Source organism: Caballeronia zhejiangensis, from assembly GCF_022879815.1.
In the GTDB taxonomy this organism is placed as follows: Bacteria; Pseudomonadota; Gammaproteobacteria; order Burkholderiales; family Burkholderiaceae; genus Caballeronia; species Caballeronia zhejiangensis.
In genome coordinates this window covers 125314-143346 of sequence record NZ_CP084288.1, presented here as the reverse complement: position 1 = coordinate 143346, position 18033 = coordinate 125314, and the positions used below count along the sequence as shown (strand labels likewise).

Annotated in this window: 17 protein-coding genes; 11 read left to right on the top strand and 6 right to left on the bottom strand. The window is 62.3% G+C overall.

What is annotated here, in order from left to right; genetic code table 11:
- Positions 1 to 16: 16 nt before the first annotated feature.
- The 8 genes from prpB (at position 17) to LDZ23_RS33440 (ending at position 9050) form a co-directional block, all read left to right on the top strand.
- Complete coding sequence (gene prpB, locus LDZ23_RS33475; protein ID WP_244808891.1) at positions 17 to 913, top strand: methylisocitrate lyase; 897 nt, start codon at positions 17 to 19, stop codon at positions 911 to 913.
- A gap of 23 nt (positions 914 to 936) precedes the next feature.
- On the top strand, positions 937 to 2106 hold the full coding sequence (gene prpC / locus LDZ23_RS33470) for a bifunctional 2-methylcitrate synthase/citrate synthase (protein ID WP_008345871.1): 1170 nt from the start codon (positions 937 to 939) through the stop codon (positions 2104 to 2106).
- Positions 2107 to 2292: 186 nt separating this feature from the next.
- Entirely contained in the window at positions 2293 to 4890 is a 2598-nt protein-coding gene (acnD, locus tag LDZ23_RS33465; protein WP_008345873.1) for a Fe/S-dependent 2-methylisocitrate dehydratase AcnD, read from the top strand.
- A gap of 24 nt (positions 4891 to 4914) precedes the next feature.
- Positions 4915 to 6108 carry a 2-methylaconitate cis-trans isomerase PrpF gene (prpF, locus tag LDZ23_RS33460; RefSeq protein WP_008345875.1) on the top strand — a complete coding sequence of 398 codons (1194 nt, stop codon included), beginning with the start codon at positions 4915 to 4917 and terminating at the stop codon, positions 6106 to 6108.
- A gap of 186 nt (positions 6109 to 6294) precedes the next feature.
- The gene (locus LDZ23_RS33455; protein WP_008345877.1) at positions 6295 to 6531 is read left to right on the top strand and encodes a hypothetical protein; all 237 of its coding nucleotides are present in this window, start codon (positions 6295 to 6297) and stop codon (positions 6529 to 6531) included.
- 209 nt (positions 6532 to 6740) lie between these two features.
- Positions 6741 to 7190 (top strand): DUF2231 domain-containing protein, encoded by a 450-nt coding sequence (locus LDZ23_RS33450; RefSeq protein WP_033536374.1) that lies wholly within the window; start codon positions 6741 to 6743, stop codon positions 7188 to 7190.
- On the top strand, positions 7183 to 8496 hold the full coding sequence (locus LDZ23_RS33445; RefSeq protein WP_008345882.1) for a PQQ-dependent sugar dehydrogenase: 1314 nt from the start codon (positions 7183 to 7185) through the stop codon (positions 8494 to 8496). Before LDZ23_RS33450 ends, LDZ23_RS33445 begins: the two co-directional genes overlap by 8 nt.
- A 107-nt stretch (positions 8497 to 8603) precedes the next feature.
- Positions 8604 to 9050: a YjjA family protein gene (locus LDZ23_RS33440; protein WP_033536375.1), complete on the top strand. Its 447-nt coding sequence runs from the start codon at positions 8604 to 8606 to the stop codon at positions 9048 to 9050.
- 46 nt (positions 9051 to 9096) lie between these two features.
- On the opposite strand, the gene LDZ23_RS33435 is transcribed toward LDZ23_RS33440, so the two are convergent.
- Entirely contained in the window at positions 9097 to 9450 is a 354-nt protein-coding gene (locus LDZ23_RS33435; protein ID WP_008345885.1) for an H-NS histone family protein, read from the bottom strand.
- A 223-nt stretch (positions 9451 to 9673) separates the two neighbouring features.
- Between LDZ23_RS33435 and LDZ23_RS34965 the strand changes: the two genes are divergently transcribed.
- Together LDZ23_RS34965 and LDZ23_RS33425 are read left to right on the top strand one after the other, a co-directional pair.
- Complete coding sequence (locus tag LDZ23_RS34965; RefSeq protein ID WP_160172912.1) at positions 9674 to 9988, top strand: hypothetical protein; 315 nt, start codon at positions 9674 to 9676, stop codon at positions 9986 to 9988.
- A 99-nt stretch (positions 9989 to 10087) separates the two neighbouring features.
- A complete protein-coding gene (locus LDZ23_RS33425) occupies positions 10088 to 10456 on the top strand; it encodes an NUDIX hydrolase (protein WP_008345887.1) in 369 nt (122 codons plus the stop codon).
- 21 nt (positions 10457 to 10477) lie between these two features.
- On the opposite strand, the gene LDZ23_RS33420 is transcribed toward LDZ23_RS33425, so the two are convergent.
- The 5 genes from LDZ23_RS33420 to LDZ23_RS33400 form a co-directional block, all read right to left on the bottom strand.
- Positions 10478 to 11191, bottom strand: a complete 714-nt coding sequence (locus LDZ23_RS33420) for a GGDEF domain-containing protein (protein WP_008345888.1) — start codon at positions 11189 to 11191, stop codon at positions 10478 to 10480.
- A gap of 2 nt (positions 11192 to 11193) precedes the next feature.
- Positions 11194 to 11589 carry a DUF1987 domain-containing protein gene (locus LDZ23_RS33415; protein WP_008345890.1) on the bottom strand — a complete coding sequence of 132 codons (396 nt, stop codon included), beginning with the start codon at positions 11587 to 11589 and terminating at the stop codon, positions 11194 to 11196.
- An 18-nt stretch (positions 11590 to 11607) separates the two neighbouring features.
- Complete coding sequence (locus LDZ23_RS33410) at positions 11608 to 12171, bottom strand: SiaB family protein kinase (RefSeq protein ID WP_008345892.1); 564 nt, start codon at positions 12169 to 12171, stop codon at positions 11608 to 11610.
- Between the two features lie 12 nt (positions 12172 to 12183).
- Positions 12184 to 13299 carry a SpoIIE family protein phosphatase gene (locus LDZ23_RS33405; protein WP_244808890.1) on the bottom strand — a complete coding sequence of 372 codons (1116 nt, stop codon included), beginning with the start codon at positions 13297 to 13299 and terminating at the stop codon, positions 12184 to 12186.
- Between the two features lie 283 nt (positions 13300 to 13582).
- The gene (locus LDZ23_RS33400) at positions 13583 to 13921 is read right to left on the bottom strand and encodes a cupin domain-containing protein (RefSeq protein WP_008345896.1); all 339 of its coding nucleotides are present in this window, start codon (positions 13919 to 13921) and stop codon (positions 13583 to 13585) included.
- A 159-nt stretch (positions 13922 to 14080) separates the two neighbouring features.
- Here LDZ23_RS33400 and LDZ23_RS33395 point away from each other — a divergent pair, with 159 nt between their 5' ends.
- Complete coding sequence (locus LDZ23_RS33395) at positions 14081 to 18031, top strand: chemotaxis protein CheB (protein ID WP_160297402.1); 3951 nt, start codon at positions 14081 to 14083, stop codon at positions 18029 to 18031.
- Positions 18032 to 18033 lie beyond the last annotated feature (2 nt).

The window sequence follows — 18033 nt, the reverse complement described above, 5'->3', positions numbered from 1 at the left end:
TTTTCAGGAGACAAACGTGAGTTCCGAAATCCAGTCCGCACAGACCGCCGGCGCGCGGTTCCGCCAGGCCGTCCGCGAGGAATCGCCGCTGCAGGTCGTCGGCGCGATCACCGCTTACGCCGCGAAGATGGCCGAAGCCGTCGGGTTCAAGGCGCTCTATCTGTCGGGCGGCGGCGTGGCCGCGAATTCGCTCGGCATGCCCGACCTCGGCATCAGCACGATGGAAGACGTGCTGATCGACGCGCGCCGCATCACCGACGCCTCGTCGCTGCCGCTGATGGTCGATATCGACACCGGCTGGGGCGGCGCATTCAACATCGCGCGCACGATCCGCTCGTTCATCAAGGCGGGCGTGGCGGCCGTGCATATCGAAGATCAGGTCGGACAGAAGCGCTGCGGGCATCGTCCGGGCAAGGAAGTCGTGCCGACCGGCGAAATGGTCGATCGCGTGAAAGCCGCCGTCGATGCGCGCACCGACGATTCGTTCGTCATCATGGCGCGCACCGATGCGGCCGCCGCCGAAGGCATCGACGCGGCGATCGAGCGCGCCGGCGCGTATGTCGAAGCGGGCGCGGACATGATCTTCCCCGAAGCGATGAAATCGCTCGATGACTATCGCCGCTTCAAGGCTGCGGTGCGCGTGCCGATCCTCGCGAATCTGACCGAGTTCGGCTCGACGCCGCTCTTCACCGTCGATGAACTGAAGGATGCGAACGTCGACATCGCGTTGTATTGTTGCGGCGCGTATCGCGCGATGAACGCAGCGGCCTTGAACTTCTACGAGACAGTGAAGCGCGACGGCACGCAAAAGGCCGCCGTCGAAACGATGCAGACGCGCGCCGACCTGTACAAATACCTCGGCTATCACGCCTACGAAGACAAGCTCGACCAATTGTTCGCAGCGAAGAAATAACCCTTGTTTCAGGAGACAAATTCATGAGCGAAGCAGACAACAGCACCGCAAGCGCGGGCGCATTCAAGCCGAAGAAATCCGTCGCGCTGTCGGGCGTGACGGCGGGCAATACCGCGCTGTGCACCGTCGGCAAGACGGGCAACGACTTGCACTATCGCGGCTACGACATTCTCGATGTCGCGACGACGTCCGAGTTCGAAGAGATCGCGCATCTGCTCGTGCACGGCAAGCTGCCGAACGCCGCCGAACTGAAGGCATACAAGACGAAGCTGAAGGCGTTGCGCGGCCTGCCCGCGAATCTCAAAGCCGCGCTGGAATGGATTCCCGCGTCCGCGCATCCGATGGACGTGATGCGTACCGGCGTCTCCGTGCTCGGCACGATCCTGCCGGAGAAGGACGATCACAACGTGCCGGGCGCGAAGGATATCGCCGACAAGCTGATGGCCTCGCTCGGCTCGATGCTGCTCTACTGGTATCACTATTCGCACAACGGCAAGCGCATCGAAGTCGAAACGGATGACGATTCCATCGGCGGTCACTTTCTGCATCTGCTGCATGGCGTCGCGCCGTCCAAAGCTTGGGTCGATGCGATGCATGTATCGCTCAATCTTTACGCCGAGCACGAGTTCAACGCATCGACGTTCACGGCGCGCGTGATCGCGGGCACGGGTTCGGACATGTATTCCGCGATCACCGGCGCGATCGGCGCGCTGCGCGGTCCGAAGCATGGCGGCGCGAACGAAGTCGCGTTCGAAATTCAATCGCGCTATCAGACGCCGGATGAAGCGGAAGCCGATATCAAACGCCGCGTCGAGAATAAGGAAGTCGTGATCGGCTTCGGCCATCCGGTGTACACGATCTCCGATCCGCGCAACAAGGTCATCAAGGAAGTCGCGAGGAATCTGTCGAAGGAAGCCGGCGATACGAAGCTGTTCGATATCGCCGAGCGCCTCGAATCGGTGATGTGGGACGCGAAGAAGATGTTCCCGAACCTCGACTGGTTCAGCGCGGTTTCATATCACATGATGGGCGTGCCGACCGCGATGTTCACGCCGCTCTTCGTGATCTCGCGCACGTCGGGATGGAGCGCGCACATCATCGAGCAACGCATCGACAACAAGATCATCCGGCCGAGCGCGAATTACACCGGTCCGGAGAACCTCGAGTTCGTCCCGCTGGCAAAGCGTGCGTAAAGCGCATCAGCCCTCTTTACGGTGATACGCGAGATCCGTGAAGAGCTTCGACCCGTCGCCGCGCCGGCGGCGGGTTATTTTTGAAATCGGCGCCTAAAATAGCCCGGATTTCCAGTCGAAGGGGTCTTCCCCACAATACCTTTGAGCATGGCGCGCGAAAGACCATGCCATGACCGAGACACGGCGATGAACACTGCAAACCGCAAACCCCTGCCCGGCACCACACTCGATTACTTCGACGCGCGCGCAGCCGTCGAAGCGATCGCGCCCGGCGCTTATGACAAGCTGCCCTACACCTCGCGCGTGCTCGCCGAGAATCTCGTGCGCCGCTGCGATCCGGCGATCCTCGAACAATCGCTGATGCAGCTCGTCGAACGCAAGCGCGAGCGCGATTTTCCGTGGTTTCCCGCGCGCGTCGTCTGCCACGACATTCTCGGACAGACCGCGCTCGTCGATCTCGCTGGCCTGCGCGACGCGATCGCGGACCAGGGCGGCGATCCCGCGAAGGTGAATCCGGTCGTGCCGGTGCAGCTCATCGTCGATCATTCGCTCGCGGTGGAATGCGGCGGCTTCGATCCGGATGCGTTCGCGAAGAATCGCGCGATCGAAGACCGGCGCAACGAAGATCGTTTCGATTTCATCAACTGGACGAAGAAGGCGTTCAAGAACGTCGATGTGATTCCGCCGGGCAACGGCATCATGCATCAGATCAATCTGGAGCGCATGTCGCCGGTGATTCACGCGGTCGATGGCATCGCGTATCCCGATACGCTCGTCGGCACCGACAGCCACACGCCGCACGTCGATGCGCTCGGCGTCATCGCGATCGGCGTCGGCGGGCTCGAAGCGGAGAACGTGATGCTCGGCCGCGCATCGTGGATGCGTCTGCCGGATATCGTCGGCGTCGAGCTGACGGGCAAGCGTCAGCCGGGCATCACGGCGACCGATATCGTGCTCGCGCTCACCGAATTCCTGCGCAAGGAAAAGGTCGTCGGCGCGTATCTCGAGTTCCATGGCGAAGGCGCGTCGAGCCTCACGCTCGGCGACCGCGCGACGATCTCGAACATGGCGCCCGAATACGGCGCGACCGCCGCGATGTTCCATATCGACGAGCAGACGATCGAGTATCTGCGTCTCACGGGCCGCGACGACAAGCAAGTGAGCCTCGTCGAGCATTACGCGAAAACCGCTGGCCTGTGGGCCGATTCGTTGACGCACGCGGAATACGAACGCGTGTTGCGCTTCGATCTGTCGACGGTCGTGCGCAACATGGCGGGTCCCTCGAATCCGCACAAGCGCCTGCCGGTGTCCGAACTGGCGACGCGCGGCATCGCGGGCAAATGGGAAGAAACGCCGGGGCAGATGCCGGACGGCGCGGTCATCATCGCGGCGATCACGAGTTGCACGAACACCAGCAATCCGCGCAACGTGATCGCGGCGGCGCTCATCGCGCGCAATGCGAATGCGCAAGGTCTCACGCGCAAGCCGTGGGTAAAGTCGTCGCTCGCGCCGGGCTCGAAAGCGGTCGAACTGTATCTGCAGGAATCCGGTCTGTTGCCCGATCTGGAAAAGCTCGGCTTCGGCATCGTCGCGTTCGCGTGCACGACGTGCAATGGCATGTCCGGCGCGCTCGACCCGGCGATCCAGCAGGAGATCATCGATCGCGATCTGTACGCGACCGCCGTGCTGTCCGGCAACCGCAATTTCGACGGCCGCATTCATCCGTATGCGAAGCAGGCGTTTCTCGCGTCGCCGCCGCTCGTCGTCGCGTATGCGATCGCGGGCACGATCCGTTTCGATATCGAACGCGATGCGCTCGGCATCGGCAAGAACGGCCAGCCCGTGTATCTGAAGGACATCTGGCCGAGCGATGAGGAAATCGACGCCATCGTCAAACAAAGCGTGAAGCCCGAGCAGTTCCGTCGCGTCTACGAACCGATGTTCGCGTTGACCGCGCAAAGCGGCGAAGCCATCAGCCCGCTCTACGACTGGCGCGCGCAAAGCACCTACATTCGCCGTCCGCCGTATTGGGAAGGCGCGCTTGCAGGCGCTCGCACGCTCAAGGGCATGCGCCCGCTCGCGGTGCTCGGCGACAACATCACGACGGACCATCTCTCGCCGTCCAACGCGATTCTCGCGAACAGCGCGGCCGGCGAATATCTCGCGAAAATGGGCTTGCCCGAAGAGGATTTCAATTCGTACGCGACGCATCGCGGCGATCATCTGACGGCGCAGCGCGCGACGTTCGCGAATCCGACGCTCATCAACGAAATGGCCATCGTCGATGGTCAACAGAAGAAAGGCTCGCTCGCGCGCATCGAACCCGAAGGCCGCGTCACGCGCATGTGGGAAGCCATCGAAACGTATATGGAGCGCAAGCAGCCGCTCATCATCGTCGCGGGTGCGGATTACGGACAAGGCTCGTCGCGCGACTGGGCCGCGAAGGGCGTGCGTCTCGCGGGCGTCGAAGCGATCGTCGCGGAAGGCTTCGAGCGCATTCATCGCACGAACCTGATCGGCATGGGCGTGCTGCCGCTCGAATTCAAGCCGGGCGAAAATCGGCAGACGTTCGGCATCGACGGCACCGAAACCTATGACGTCATCGGCGAGCGCAAGCCGCGTGCTGATCTCACGCTCGTCATCCATCGTGCGAACGGCGAACGCGTCGAAGTGAGCGTGACGTGCCGGCTCGACACGGCCGAGGAAGTCTCGATCTACGAAGCCGGCGGCGTGCTGCAACGCTTCGCGCAGGACTTCCTGGAGTCGTCGAAAGAAGCGGCCTGACATTCAATCAAGGATACGAATCACATGGCACACGCACCTCAGATCAAGATCGCCGCGACCTACATGCGCGGCGGCACCAGCAAGGGCGTTTTCTTTCGCCTGAACGATTTGCCCGAAGCGGCGCGCGTGCCCGGCCCCGCGCGCGATGCGCTCTTTCTGCGCGTGATCGGCAGCCCGGACCCGTATGGCAAGCAGATCGACGGCATGGGCGGCGCGACGTCGAGCACGAGCAAGACGGTCATCGTCTCGAAGAGCGCGCGCGCCGGACATGACGTCGACTATCTCTTCGGCCAGGTCGCCATCGACAAGCCATTCGTCGACTGGAGCGGCAATTGCGGCAATCTTTCGGCGGCGGTCGGTCCGTTCGCGATCACGAGCGGCCTCGTCGATCCCGACCGCGTGCCGGATAACGGCATTGCAATCGTGCGCATCTGGCAGGCGAACATCGGCAAGACGATCATCGCGCATGTGCCGATGACCAACGGCGCCGTCCAGGAAACCGGCGACTTCGAACTCGATGGCGTGACGTTCCCCGCCGCCGAAGTGCAGCTCGAATTTCTCGATCCCGCCGCCGAGGAAGAAGGCGCGGAAGGCGCGATGTTCCCGACCGGCAATCTCGTCGACGATCTGCACGTGCCCGGCGTCGGCACCTTCAAGGCGACGATGATCAACGCGGGCATTCCGACGATCTTCGTGAACGCGGAGGACATCGGCTACAAGGGCACCGAGCTTCAGGACGCGATCAACGGCGACGATGCCGCGTTGAAGCGCTTCGAAACCATTCGCGCATACGGCGCGCTGCGCATGGGGCTCATCAAGAGCCTCGATGAAATCGCCAAACGTCAGCACACGCCGAAGATCGCGTTCGTCGCGCGTCCGAAGGAATACGTCGCGTCGAGCGGCAAGCGCATCGGCGCGGACGATGTCGACGTGCTCGTGCGCGCGATGTCGATGGGCAAGCTGCATCACGCGATGATGGGCACGGCGGCGGTCGCCATCGGCACGGCGGCGGCGATTCCGGGCACGCTCGTCAATCTCGCGGCGGGCGGCGGCGAGCGTCAGTCGGTGCGCTTCGGGCATCCGTCGGGCACGTTGCGCGTCGGCGCTGAGGCCGTCGAAGCGAACGGCGAATGGCAAGTGAAGAAAGCGATCATGAGCCGCAGCGCGCGCGTACTGATGGAAGGCCGCGTGTCGGTTCCCGTCGTCGCGCTGGATTGAGTGTCGGGCGCGCGCCGACATCGCGCGATCGAACTGTCGTTCGGAGTACGCCGTTATGCGTCGATAAATTCGAGCGAAACCGATGACCGGCGCGCTCTGCTTCGCTTGGCACAACCTGTGCAAAAGATCGAATGGCGACTCGTCCGTCGCCATTCAATTACTTTTATTTTTGCCGGGAGACCTGCCATGACCACTCTGACCATCACCGACCTGCCGTGCGTCGAAACGATGCATCGCAATGCGATGTCCGCCATTCACGGCGGCATGCTGTATCTGACCAATCCCGATAGCAAGAAGCTTCCCGAGATGCCGAAGCTGCCCGATTCGTGGCCCGGCGCCGCGCTGCTGAAGGAGCTTCATCTTCCGCCGCCGCTGCCCGCGCTACCGTCCGCGCCTCCGCCGCTGGATCCGCGTCTGCTGTGAGCGGCCGACGATGTCGCACCGAGTTCGAGGTGCGACATCGATCGAAGCGCTTCTTACGTCGTCGATCACGCCGGACCTTCGCTTGAATCCTGTCGAAACAGGCACACCGTTTCATCTCTTCTCCTTTCAACGAGTCAACAACGAAGTACGCGCGCGGGCATGCCGCATGCGCAAGGGCTAAAAACCACGCGCATTCGGGAAGAGAAGCTATGTCCACTTCATCCGCCACTTCGAGACCTCCATCGAAATTCGCTCCGGCGATATTCGAATTGCTCGATCCCATTCCTTACGGGCTTTTTGTCGGCACGCTGATCTTCGACATCAGCTACGCCATCACGCGCAATGTGTTCTGGGGAAAAGGCGCGGCGTGGCTCGTGACGGCCGGTCTCATCATCGCCATCGTTCCGCGGCTGCTCAATCTCGGTCACGTATGGCTGCAAAAGCGGCGCGCGGTCTCGCGGATCGAACGAATCGATTTCTGGCTCAATCTGATCGCGATCGTCGCCGCTGTCGTCAACGCCTTCGTGCATAGCCGCGATGCCTATGCGATGGTTCCGGAGAACGTCATTCTCTCGGTCATCACCGTGGTGTTTCTGAGCATCGGTCATATCGCGATGGCCATGGACCGGCTCGTTCTCGCGGAGGCGGCTCATGAATAAGCGCATGATGATAGGCGCGCTCGCGATCGCATTCGCGGCATCGATGAGCGGATGCAACGAACACGCGCAGTACGATGCGCAACATCAGGCGGGCGAGAAGCCTCCACTGCCGGACGCACGCAACTTCTTCGCGCCGCCGATGCAGGTTCCCGAATACGTCGGCTGGCGCAACGGCGCGACGCCCAAGGTCGCGGAAGGATTGCGGATCGAAAAGATCGCGTCCGGTCTCGTGCATCCGCGTCAGGTCTACGCGCTGCCGAACGGCGATGTCCTCGTGGCCGAATCCAACAGCCCGAACGAGGAAGCGGTGACGACGCCCAAGCAACTCATCGCCGGATTGATCGCGAGCAAGTCGGGGAAAAAGGCGAAAGGCGCGAATCGCATCACGCTGTTGAGGAAAAGCGCGAGTGGCGAGTGGGAGCGGCATGTGTTCATCGATCAACTGCATTCGCCGTTCGGCATGCAACTGATCGGTGACACGCTCTATGTCGCGGATACCGACGCGATCCTCAAGTTTCCCTACAAGACGGGCGAAACGAGCATCGCCGAGCGCGGCGTCGAGCTGGCCGATCTTCCGGACACGATCAATCATCACTGGACCAAGGCCTTGCTCGCGAGCCCCGATGGCAAGAAGCTCTATGTCGGCGTCGGCTCGAACAGCAATGTCGGCGAGAACGGACTGGAGGTCGAATACCGGCGCGCCGACGTTCTCGAAGTCGACACGGCGACGGGCGCGAGCCGTATCTATGCAGCGGGCATTCGCAATCCGACCGGACTGCAATGGGAACCGAAGTCGAAGCAGCTCTGGGCAATTGCCAATGAACGCGATGAAATCGGTGCGGACCTCGTCCCCGACTATCTGACTTCAGTAAAAGAGAATGCGTTCTATGGCTGGCCGTATAGCTATTACGGACAGCACGTCGATCCACGCGCGCAGCCGCAGCGCCCCGATCTCGTCGCCCGCGCGATTCCGCCCGATTACGCTATCGGTTCGCACGTCGCGCCGCTCGGGCTGGCGTTCTATACGGGCGACAATCTGCCGGCGCAATATCGGGGCGGCGCGTTCATTGGCGAACATGGCAGTTGGGATCGCTCGCCGCTGAGCGGTTATGTCGTGTCCTACGTCGCATTCGAAAACGGCAAGCCTGTCGGCGCGCCGAAAGATGTCGTGACCGGCTTCACATCGGCGGATCAGAAAGAGCTATACGGCGCACCTGTGGGGGTGGCGCAGGATCGCGACGGCGGCCTTCTCATCGCCGATGACGTCGGCAATGTCGTATGGCGCGTCACGGGAACAGGCGGATGATTCGCGCTTGAATATCCGGTACTTTTCAACGAATCGAAACGCGCGCAGTCGATGCCGACCCGCGCGCGTTCATCGTCTATAGTGAGAGATCAAACCTCGGAGGCACCATGATCTTCTCAAAGCGTCATGTTCTGGCCGGCGGAATCCTGACTGCAGTCCTGCTTACCATTCCAGTAGCTCACGCTCAACTCGGCAATCTGCTCAATCAAGGTAAAGAGAGCAGCAGCGGCGGCGCACTCGGCAACTTGAGCGGCCTGACCGGAGGCTTATCGATGGATTCGCTCACGTCGGGCAGCACGAGCAATGTCGCGGGCGTTATCGAATATTGCGTCAAGAGCAACTATCTCGGCGGCAGTGCGTCATCCGTCAAGGACGGGCTGATGAGCAAGCTCGGCGGCTCGGCTTCCAGCGATTCAGGCTATACGAACGGCGCGAAAGGCATTCTGGATAGCGGCAACGGCAAGCAGCTCGACTTGAGCGGTGCGGGGCTGAAGGAGCAAGTCACCAAGCAGGTCTGCGACAAGATTCTCGCTCAGGGAAAATCCCTTCTGTAGCGATGTTTTCTTGCCGCCGTGAGCGTGCCTGATCGAAGACTTCGCTTCAGGCCTCGTCGCCGAACAGCGCGGCTTGCGCGGCGGCTTTGGTCGTCTTCGTGGCGCGCGTGTCGGCGAGAAAATCATCGCGATTCTTTCCGACGATCCATTGCGGCGCGCGGCCGCGTCCGCTCCACGTCGCGCCGCCGATGGGATCGCGATACTTCGCTTCCCTGACCGGTTCCTGCGCTTTCGGCTTGCTGCCTGACAGCTCTTCCAGACTGATGCCGTACTGGCGCATCTTCTGCACGATTTCGATCAGCACCTGGCGCGTTTCGCGTTCCTTCGCTTCGGCCAGTTGCTTGTTCAGCGCGTCCTGTTTCGCCAGGAGTTCTGTGATTTCCGGTGTTGTGTAAGCCATTTCCTGATTCAATGTATGTGTATCGACAGCTTGCCGCATTGCCCTTGCGCCGATTCAGCCCGCCCAGCTTGTTCTGCACGGACGTCAACGCTTTGATGTTGCGACCGTGCCCGCCCTTGATAACGGGTCGAAAAATTCGAGCATGGGGAGAATACGCCAGTACAAAGCGCGGAGCATTCTGAAGGCGACGCGAAGCTGGGGAGAATCTTGCGCATCGCTCGTCGTGGATAGCTCTTTCGCTCTTTGCACTCCTTCCGCGATTACCGGCGTCGCCAGTGACGAGAAAGCACTGGCTATTGAGTTCGTTTTCGAGAGTGACGATCCGGCAGTACGCCGGTCGGCTTTGAAGAAAGTGGTTGGCCGTGGCAAAGGCCAGTCACCATCCCTATCCATTTCAATGCCTCGAGTTGAACAAAAAATCGCCTGGCTCAGACATTACCACAATGAACTGGCCGCATCGCATGTTTGTGACCGTTTGATGAAGCGATTTCCGCCTGTTGCGTGTACGCCGCCCGTGCTTTACGAGCTTGCCGAGTGAGTAAGGTTCTGTATTAGCATACACAGCTAATCAGGCTCTGCCCGATTCGATGGCGCGTGAAGCGCGTCGAGAATACCTGGAAGTAAAAGGGAGACCGGTTTGAAGAAACGCGCCACCGTGATCTGTCGCAGAGGCAAGCGCATCCTTCTTGTCGCCCGCAGTCAGTCGAAGTGGGCCTTGCCGGGCGGAATACTCAAACGTGGAGAACATCTTTCGGATGCCGCACTGCGCGAGCTTCGGGAAGAAACGCGGTTATCGGGAAAGTCGGCCAAATATCTTTTCGACTTTCGCGGCAAGCAGAAACACCATCACGTGTTTTCCTGCGCAGTCCCGAATCGGGCAAAAGCTCGCCCGAGTAACGAAATATCCAAATGCCGCTGGGTTCATCTGGACGACATCGCGCGCCTGATAACCAGCGCGCCGACAAGCGATATAGTCAAACTAATGAATCAGCGACGCAGAAAGTAATCGTCAAGAGCGGATATACGCCTATTGATCGGCGACTTCCACGCGATTACGTCCGCTTCGCTTCGCACGATACAGCGCTGCATCGGCGAGCCCGTATGCGATGTCGAAGCCGGTTCCCGCCGCATTATTGCTGATGCCGAAGCTCGCCGTGATGCGTCGATCCACCGGCTCGACGACCAGCGTATCGCTGATCGCCTCACGCATGCGCTCGGCGAGCAGCGCGGCGCTGTGCGGTTCATGTCCGGGCAACAGCACGGTGAATTCCTCGCCGCCCACGCGTCCGATGAAACCCTGATCGCCCACGATGCGCCGCAGGCAATCGACGACGCCGAGAATCACCGCATCGCCGGTGGGATGCCCGAAGTCATCGTTGATCCGCTTGAACTCGTCGATATCGAGCACGATCATCGCCGCGCTCGTCGAGCGCAGCGCTTTCGTGGCCTGCTCGATGACGGCGCTCCGATTCAGCACGCCCGTCAGCGCATCGTGCGACGCGCGATGCGCCAATTGCTGCGCGAGCGTCTGCATCTCGCGCTCGGCGCGGTCGCTGCGCCCGATCAGACGCCGCGTTTCGCGCATGAGGCGCTCGAAATGATCGATGAGTTCCCCCAACGACCGGCGATATTCCGCGGCGCCTGCGTCGGGCGCCGCGTGCATCGCGCGCGCCTTGTCCAGCGCCGCACTTTCGTTCTGGAACAGATCCGGCGTCGGATCGTCGGACGATGTCGATGGCATGCCTACCGTCCCGGATGAGCGATGAGACGGTCGGTGAATTCGATCGCGCGGAAATCGGCCTTCAGTTCTTCGCCGAACTCGGCGATGGTCTCGTCTTCCTCGTCGTGATACCAGTTCATCAATACGCGGCTGCCCGATTGCGCTGCCTGATCGAGCGCGTCGAACATGCTGAACAGCATCTTGGTGCTCGAGCTATTGAAGTAAGTCAGCGCGACGTCGATCGTGACGACGGCTCCGGCATGCTCGGCAAGATACTTGCGCATCTGCTCGATGACGGGCGCATAGAACGCGGCCGCATTCTCGGGATAGGACTCGCCCTTGAGCGACAACGCGTGCTGATCGAAACGCAAATCGACCTCGGGCGATGTCGTCGTGGCGGCAATATAAAAGTTATCCATGTTCTCGTGCCTTCCTGCTCAGATGATGGCCATAAGGCAAAACAGCGTGGTTCCGGGTTCGTCGGCACGCGGATGAAAAGCGAATTCGAGCGGCGCGCTCGCATCGCGCGCCATCGTCAGAAAACCCAGGCCGGCGCCTTTGCTGTCTTCGGGTGTATCCGAACGCAGCGATAGCTTGTACGCCTGCCTTATCTCTTCGAGCGACATGTTGCGAAGCGGCTCGAGCTTGTTACGCAGGCTTTCCACTTCGGCGGTCGCCATCGGATTGACGCATAACATGACGTGATGTTCGCCGTCCTTCGAGATGCATACCGCGCCCTCGCGTATCGCGCCTTCGTCTTCGCTGCCCTGCAAAAGCGCATTCGACGAGTAATGAACGATGTTCTGCGAAAGCTCGACAAACGAAGAGAAGAGCTTGCGGCGCGTCGGACCGCTCACGCCGGCGACTTCCAGTTGCAGCTTCACGACTTCGCCCATGGCCGCGACGATGTTATGCGAGAAATATCCCTTGTGATAGAAGAGAACATTGCGTCGCTGCGCCAGATCGAAAAAGGCGCTGTCCTGATCGAGTAGTTGAGACATGCTTTGAATTGATTAGATACGGGCACAAAAGAACGTGACATCGTCGCGGCGCGGCTGCACGCATTGCCAATGCGCGAGCGCCTGCCGAACGCGCTCGCAGATCGTCCATGGCGACTCGCCGCGATGTGCGTGGATAACATCGAGAATGCGGCGCCGGCCGAAGGAAATGTTTCGCGGGCCGCCGATCTGATCCGTCAGCCCGTCGGTGCAAATGAAGATCAGGCTGCCGGCCGGAGCCGCAATCGCGCGCAGATTCCACGCGTAGTCCGCGCGGCTGTCGACATAACCTACGCCCATGCGATCGGCCGCGATGGTTTGGAACTCCGCCGCATCGGGCGGGAGAATATGCAGCGCGACGCGCGCGCCCGCGAAATGCAGCACGTTTTCCGAAGCATCGAGCCAGAAAAACGCGGTGTCGAGTCCGTCATTGGATTGATGCCCGGCGGCATCGCCGTTCACTTGCCCGAGCAAGCCCTTGACGTTGCGATTGACCGCCGCGAGCAACGCAGCCGGATCGCGCGGACCGATCTGCTCGATCGCCTTCGACAGCGACGCCGAAGCAAGCAAGGTCATGAACGCGCCGGGAACGCCGTGACCGGTGCAATCGGCCACCGCACCGAACCAGCCATGCGGGAACGCCGCGAAATGATAGAAGTCGCCGCCGACGACATCGCGCGGTTCCCAGACCATCGCGACATCGCGAAGCTGCGTCGACAATGTGTCGTCGGATGCGCGCAGCATGGCGCGCTGTATCACGCTCGCATATTCGATGCTCTGCATGATCTGGCGGTTCTTCTCCGCCTGCATTTGCGCGACCGCGCTCACGAGTTCGAGGCCGCTGCCCACGCCGGAGAACCGTCCGCCGCGCGTGACGATGAAACCATCGACGAGCGCCTTTTCGCCGGCATCGACGGTTCTGAATGCGAGGGTTTCGATGCTCACGTCCGCTTCGACGATCAGCGGCTCCTTGTCCATGAACGCGATGCAACTCTTCTTGTCGTAAAGCTCGCGATGAAAAGGCTTGCTCATCTGCGACATGAAGATATCGCGGTTGATCAGTCCAATTGGGCGCAATCCTTCGATCACGGCCAGGCTTCCCATGTCGCGGCGCGCGGAGAAGATTTCCATCACCAGTGCATTGGAGCCCTCCGCGTCGACAAAGGGGACTTCCCTGCAAAGATCGCCGGCAGTACGAAGATCTCTCTGCCCGGAAAAACCGCGAAAGCTCGAGAACGCTGAGTGCATGACAACGCTGGCCGATGTATGAAGAAACAGTGCACGCTAAGGCTTCTTCATGAACTTTCGGTGACAAAACGCAGCGTCATTCGCCTCATTGTTGCGAAAGCGTTAAAGCGGCCAAATGCAAACGTTTGCCGCCTGTTCCGCGCTGAAACACGCTGATTTTTTGTTTTCAGGCCCGGCGTTCGTGATAGATCGCGAGCCATACGGTCGGCTCGACGGCATGCGTCCATGCGACGCGATGCCGGCAATGCGGTTCGATCAGCACATGATCGCCGGGACGCATTTCGAGCAGCGTCGAATCGTCTTCGAATTCGAGCGCGGCCGCGCCCGACAGCAGCACGACCCATTCGGCGCGCGAGTCGTCGTACCAGAATCCTTCGGGGCTCGCGTGCCCCATCGACACGATCCGCTCCACGTTCAGACGCTCTCCGGTGACGAGCATGTCGACACGCTCCTCATTGCCGCGCTTCGCTTCGAAGCTGAAAAGATTACCAGTCTGGATTTGCATGGCTCGACCTCGGTATTGAAACGAACTTGCCGTTCTATCGTGCCCGAGATACGCCGATCGAGCGATCGGAAAAAATACGCGAGTCGAATGGGCGTCGAATTGGCTTCGCACATTCGTGCTAGCCTGAAAGACGGATCTTTTCATCGCGAGGAGTGGCGCGTGCAGATTTCCGATCCGACATCGCTGTCCCGGCTGGAGCAGATTCCGGAGTCCGCCTTCGATCTCATCGTCATTGGCGCGTCGGCGGGCGGGCACATGGCCACGGCCAGTCTCGTCGACGGCCTGCCGAAAGACTTGCCGCTCACGGTCGTGCTGATGATGCACCTGCCGCCCGAAGCAACACTATGGGTCTTCGAACGACTCGCGTATCGGGTCGAATGGATCACCGCCGGCTCGCGCATCGGCGGGCGCAGGCTGATGGTCGCCCCGCCGCACGCCTTCGTGGAATTGCTGCCGGACGGTTCCTTCGTGCTGTCGCCGTGTCCCGGCGGCGCGATCGAACGGCCGATCGACCGGCTCTTCGAATCCGTTGCGCGCAGCTTCGGCCCGCGAGCGATCGGCGCGATCCTGACGGGCCTCGGCCGCGACGGTTCGTTGGGCGCGAACGCGTTGCGCGCCGCCGGCTGCCGCCTGATCGTGCAGAGTCAGGCGAGCGCGGAATATCCGCAAATGCCCGCAGCCGCCATCGCCACGGGCGCGGCGGACATGGTGGTGCCGCTCGACGACATTGGTCAGGTCATCGGCGAGATCGTCTGCGGAACGCCACAGCCGCGCATGCGCTCGGAGCTGCGCGCCATCAACCGCACGTTCGGCGATGCCGGCGAGATCGCGCATCTGGCGCGAGAGATCGACTGGTGCCGCACGCCGCTCGGATGCGTGCTCGGCTGGCCTGCCGAACTGCAGCTTACCGTACGCACCGCCATCGATTCACCGCAGGCGATGTCGATCCTGTGGGGCTCCGATCTGATTCAGATCTACAACGACCGCTGGCGCGTCTTCCTCGGCGCGAAGCATCCGCTCGCCCTCGGCCGGCCCGCGCACGAGACGTGGCCGGAGGTCTGGACGGACGTGCTCGGACCCATCGCCAAGGGCGTTCTGACTCACGGCGAGGCGGTCGCGGGCGAAGATTTCCCGATCATGATCGACCGGCACGGCTTCGTGGAGGAAGTTTTCGTCACGTTCTCGTACTCGCCCATCCGCGATGTGCAAGGCCGCGTGCTCGGCGTGCAGAACACGGGCTGGGAGACGACGCGCAACGTCGTCGCCGAACGCCGCACGCGCGCATTGCACACGCTCGCGAAGGCGCTTGCCGACGCCTTGTCGCGACGCGAAGCCTGCGAACGCGCCGCCGCCGCGCTCGCCAGCGCGCCGGCGGATTTGCCGTTCGCCCTGATCTATCTGTTCGACGAAACGGGCCAGCAGGCGAGCCTTGCGGGAGCGGCCGGTCTCGAGGCCGGCTGCGCGGCTGCGCCCTACACGCTCTCGATGAACGTCCGGGACGACGGAAGCTGGCCGATGTCCGCGGCGTTGGCGGCGTCGAGATCCGGCGTGCTGACGGGCTTCGCCGTCGACGATCTCGACTGCCGCTTTCCCGGTCTCGAGGCGCCCGTCACGGCGCCCCGGCGCAGCCAGCGCCCGACGCGCGCGCTGATCATACCGCTCGGCACCGCGACGCGAGCCCGGCCGCTCGGCGTCCTGATTCTCGGTCTCAGCCCGCATCGGCCTCAGGACGAAGCGCACGCGCACTTCATCGATCTCGTCGTTCAGCAAGTCAGCGCGGGAATCGGCGACGCGCTCGCCAATGAACTGGAGCGCGAGCGGCTGGCGCGGCTCGCCGAAATCGATCGCACGAAGACCGAGTTCTTTTCAAATGTGAGCCACGAATTCCGCACGCCGCTCACGATGATGCTCGCGCCGCTCGACGAACTGCTCCGCCAGCATCCGTCGCTGCCGGAGAAGGCCGCCGCGAACGTCGTGGTCGCGTCGCGCAATGCACGCCGCCTCTTGCGGCTCGTGAACAGCCTGCTCGATTTCTCGGCCATCGATGTTCAGGGACGGCCCGCCGTCGCGCCGATCAATCTCGGCCGGCTCACCGCGGATATCGTCAGCGCGTTTTCCGGCGCGATCAAGGCGGCGGGACTCGATTGCCGCGTCGCCATCGACATGGACATGCCGCCCGTGCCGGTCAACGTCGAAATGTGGGAGAAGATCGTCTCGAACCTCATTTCGAACGCACTCAAGTTCACGTTCGAAGGCCATATCAGCGTTCGCCTCAAGGCGATCAGGCTGCATGCGGAACTGGAAGTCATCGATACCGGCGTCGGCATTCCGGCGTCGGAGCTGCCGAACGTCTTCACGCGCTTTCATCGCGTGCAGAAATCCCGCGCGCGCACGGCGGAAGGCGCGGGCATCGGTCTCGCGATCGTGAAGGATCTCGTGCAGCGTCTGGGCGGGCAAGTGTCCGTGCGCAGCGAGGAACATTCCGGCACCACGTTCCAGGTCTGGATTCCGCTGACTTCGCGCCTCGAAACGATCGAGCGCCCGGACCTGAGCGGGCGCGAGCCGGCGCTCGCCGCACTGCTGGCCGATGAAGCGGCACGCTGGCTTCGGCCGAACGGATCGCTCGAGGACGATGACCTCGTCGAGTTGAGCGCGGCCACGGGACCGAAACGCGGCCGTGTGCTGGTCGTCGACGACAATGCGGATGTTCGCGAGCATCTGCAACGTCTGCTCAGCGCGCGCTGGGAAGTGGACGTCGCGCCCGACGGCACGCTCGCGCTTGCTCAGGCGCATCGGCACCGGCCCGAGCTGATCCTCGCGGATGTCATGATGCCCGGCATGGACGGCTTCGCTCTATTGCGCGCGATACGCGAGGACGATGCGCTCAGGGACACGCCTGTCATCCTTCTCACGGCCTACGCCGGCGAAGACTCCGCCATCAAGGGGCTCAAGGCCGGCGCGGACGACTATGTCGCGAAGCCGTTTTCCGCGCGCGAGCTGCTGGCGCGCGTCGAAGGGCAGATCGAGCTGTCACGCTCGCGCTTACGCACGCGGGAAGTCAACGCGTTTCTGGTGCGCTTCTCGAACGCGGCGCGCGATCTGACCGATCCGCAAAGCATGATGCACCTGGCTTGCCGGATGGTCGCGGGGCAACTGGACACCGAGCAGGTCGAGTGGCTGCCGATCGAAGATTGCGCGACCTGTGAGCCATTCGCGTCGGCGTACGAGCGAGGCCAGTCGGTCGTCATCAGCGATACGCAGGCCGATCCGCGTCTGTCCGCGACGATCAGGCAGAGCCTTGCCGAAGACGGCATCGGCGCGGCTGTTTTCGTCCCGGTGATGGCCGAAGGCCGCTTGCGCGGGCTTCTTCGCGTGACGCAACGCACGTCCCGCCGCTGGATGCCGGAGATGGTCGCGCTGGTCGAAGGCGTTGCGGGCCGTTGTTGGGCCGAGGTCGAGCGCGCCCGTTCGGCGGAAGCGCTGCGCGACGCGCTAGAACACGAATCCGCGCTGCTCATGGAACTGAGGCGCCGGGTACGCGGCATCATCGCCGAGATCATTTCGATCAACGCGCGCACCGCCGATGGCGCGGAAAGCGTCGAACGCCATGCGTCGCTCATGAACGGACGGCTGCAAGCGCTCGCGCGCATCGAGCAAGCGCTTGCCGATGGACTGAACGTCGAAGTGGATCTGCACGACATCGTGCGTCTCGAGATCGATGCGCTGGGCGAAACGAACGGCAAATTCGATATCGACGGAGAGCATGCCGCGCTTTCATCGGAAGCCGCCGAGACGATGACGATGATCGTCCACGAGCTCGTCGTCAACGCACTGGAATACGGCGCGCTTTCGGCGGATGGCGGAGTCGTGACGATTCGCTGGGCGCGCGTCGACCGAAGCGGCGCGACGTGGCTCTGCTTCGACTGGACCGAACATGGCGGGCCCGTGCTCGACGCGTCGGCGAACGTTCGCCGACGCGGCTTCGGCACGGAGATGATCGAACGAAAGGTCGCCGACGAGCTCAATGGAAGCGGCCGGCTGGAGCTCGGGCGGAACGGCGCGCGATGTCACATCGAGTTTCCGCTGGGCGACACGCGCGGCCGGCCGTGAAC